The sequence below is a fragment of the Veillonella dispar genome, from assembly GCF_937975875.1.
GTDB lineage: Bacteria > Bacillota > Negativicutes > Veillonellales > Veillonellaceae > Veillonella > Veillonella dispar_B.
Window position 1 is genome coordinate 1 of the sequence record NZ_CALJSP010000049.1, and the last position, 2508, is coordinate 2508.

3 protein-coding genes are annotated in these 2508 nt (G+C 43.0%); all 3 read left to right on the forward strand.

Features of this window, described 5'->3' with window-relative positions; translation table 11 throughout:
* Positions 1-695: ABC transporter substrate-binding protein (locus Q7P05_RS02510; protein WP_303930258.1), on the forward strand; the 695-nt coding region annotated here is incomplete at its 5' end.
* Between the two features lie 10 nt (positions 696-705).
* On the forward strand, positions 706-1458 hold the full coding sequence (locus Q7P05_RS02515) for an ABC transporter permease (protein ID WP_303930260.1): 753 nt from the start codon (positions 706-708) through the stop codon (positions 1456-1458).
* A gap of 11 nt (positions 1459-1469) precedes the next feature.
* Positions 1470-2243 carry an ABC transporter ATP-binding protein gene (locus Q7P05_RS02520; protein ID WP_105081743.1) on the forward strand — a complete coding sequence of 258 codons (774 nt, stop codon included), beginning with the start codon at positions 1470-1472 and terminating at the stop codon, positions 2241-2243.
* Positions 2244-2508: the final 265 nt, after the last annotated feature.

Consider the following 2508-nt stretch of genomic DNA (forward strand, 5'->3'; position numbering starts at 1 on the left):
ATGCTGCAGCCGTTCTCGTTGAGCTCGGCGTAAAGGCTCGTGAACAGGGCATAGATGTGCGCGCGGCGGCATTAGGTCATACGGAAGGCAACATTATCGTTGTAAATAACGATATTAACTCTGTACAGGATTTGAAAGGTAAATCCTTTGCTATCCCTCATAAGCAATCAACTCAAAAAATCCTCGTAGACCTCATGCTTGAACGGGCAGGTCTTAGCGAGAAGGACGTACAGATAGTGGAGATGAGCCCTCCTGAAATGCCGTCCGCATTGTCGGTCGGTCAAATCGCTGGCTATAGCGTGGCGGAGCCATTTGGTTCTCTTGCTATAGAAATGGGAGCTGGGAAGGTCTTTGAAGACCCTGATCACTTATGGCATGACAATATCTGTTGCGCCCTCGTGTTCAACGGTCAATTCGTCGATGAACACCACGATTTGGCGAAGGCTTTCACAAAAGCTTATCTCGATGCAGGTACATATTTAGACGAGCATCCGGAGGCGCAAAAGGAGATTTCCTTAAAATACATGAAGTTTAAGGATCCTGTTATTGAACGTTCCCTCAAAGTGATTGGGTTTAAAGATTTAGCCCTTACAGAGGACCGTTATAATGCGCTTGTGCATCATATGACACATATTGATTTAATCAAAAAAGTGCCGACCTATTCAGAGTTTGTAGATACATCATTGTTACCATAGGAGGGGGACCATGAAGAAATATACATATGTGCCAGGTTCATTTATCGCAGCTTGGCTAATTTGGGAGTTAATCGTTTGCCTCGGCGGTTTTAATGAAGCGCTATTGCCAACGCCGTATAAGGTGTTGGTCGGATTTGGAGAACTTATAGGCGACGGTGTTCTTTTTAAAGATATTGCAGATAGTTTAGTGCGTTTCTTTATCGGCTATCTTATTTCTGTTGTAGCTGGCGTATTTTTCGGCCTTATCTTGGGCTGGTACAAGGGGATTTGGAACTACATCAATCCAATCGTTCAAGTCATTCGACCAATTTCTCCTGTGGCGTGGTTGCCGTTTATCGTTCTCTTCTTCGGTATCGGCCAAGCACCAGCTATCGTTATCATCTTTATCGCAGCATTCTTCCCGGTGCTATTGTCCACCGTGTCTGCTATTCAAAATATTGACCCTGTGTACATCAAGGTAGCGCGCAACTTTGGTATTAAACAGCCAGAACTGTTATTTAAAATCGTATTACCTGCCGTATTCCCTGGTATTGCATCCGGTCTTCACATCGCCCTTGGTACGGCGTGGATCTTCCTTGTAACAGGGGAAATGGTAGGCTCCCAAACAGGCCTTGGCTTCCTCATTATCGATATGAGAAATAACTTGCGTAACGATCTCTTGATGGTAGCCATTTTGACCATCGGTTTCGTTGGGCTTTTACTCGATTGGGGCGTATCCCTTATCGAAAAATGGATTTACAAACGTTGGGGTATTGAGAAATAGGAGGTGGCCTCATGGGTTACATTTCAGTGCGCAATGCACATAAGGAATTTATGAAAGATGGGGAACCACTCACCATTCTTGAAGATATTAATTTAGACATTGAAAAAGGCGAGTTTATTTGCCTCTTAGGTCCTTCTGGTTCTGGTAAAAGTACGCTATTAAATGCTATAGCAGGCTTTGAGCTCGTTACATCTGGTTCCATTACTATCGACGGTGAAGAGGTGAAAGCGCCTCAACTCAGATATGTAACGGTATTCCAAAATTATGGCTTGTTGCCATGGCGTACGGTGGAAAGCAATATTGAGCTAGGCCTTGAAAGTAAAAAGGTGCCTAAAGAAGAACGCCCCGCTATTATTGACAAATACGTTAAAATGGTAGGCCTCGATCACGCTCGTAATCGCTACCCTGCAGAACTATCTGGGGGCATGCAACAACGTGTATCCATCGCTCGTGCACTAGCTGTTGATCCAGATATTATCTTCATGGACGAACCATTAGGCGCACTTGATGCACTAACACGTATCAACTTGCAAGACGAAATCTCTCGTATCTGCCGTGAAGAAGGCAAGACGGTTGTATTCGTTACCCACGACATTGAAGAAGCCGTAGTTCTAGCGGACCGCGTTGTAGTACTAGCAGCAAACCCAGGTCGAGTACAAACTATTATCCCTGTAAACATCATCGACAGAACCGACCGTACATCACCGAACTTTGTTAATATACGGAACCACATTTTCGAACAATTCCAATTGGCAAAAGAAGACAAAATCGAGTTCTATATTTAATTGTTATGGTGTATACTATAAAAAGCTAAAGATTGTAAGTGCTCCACTGAGTGCACAAAAGAAACCACCTAGGGACTACGACATACCTAGGTGGTTTCTTTAATTATAATGGACAAAATCCTAAAATAATGTATACTATAAGTAGCTGAAGGATTATAAGAATTCACTGTTAGCACAAAAAAAACTCCCTCAAGAACCGCGAAATACTTGAGGGAGTTTTTTATTGCTTATTTTATGTTTCTTATGCAATTCGTGTAATTATCAT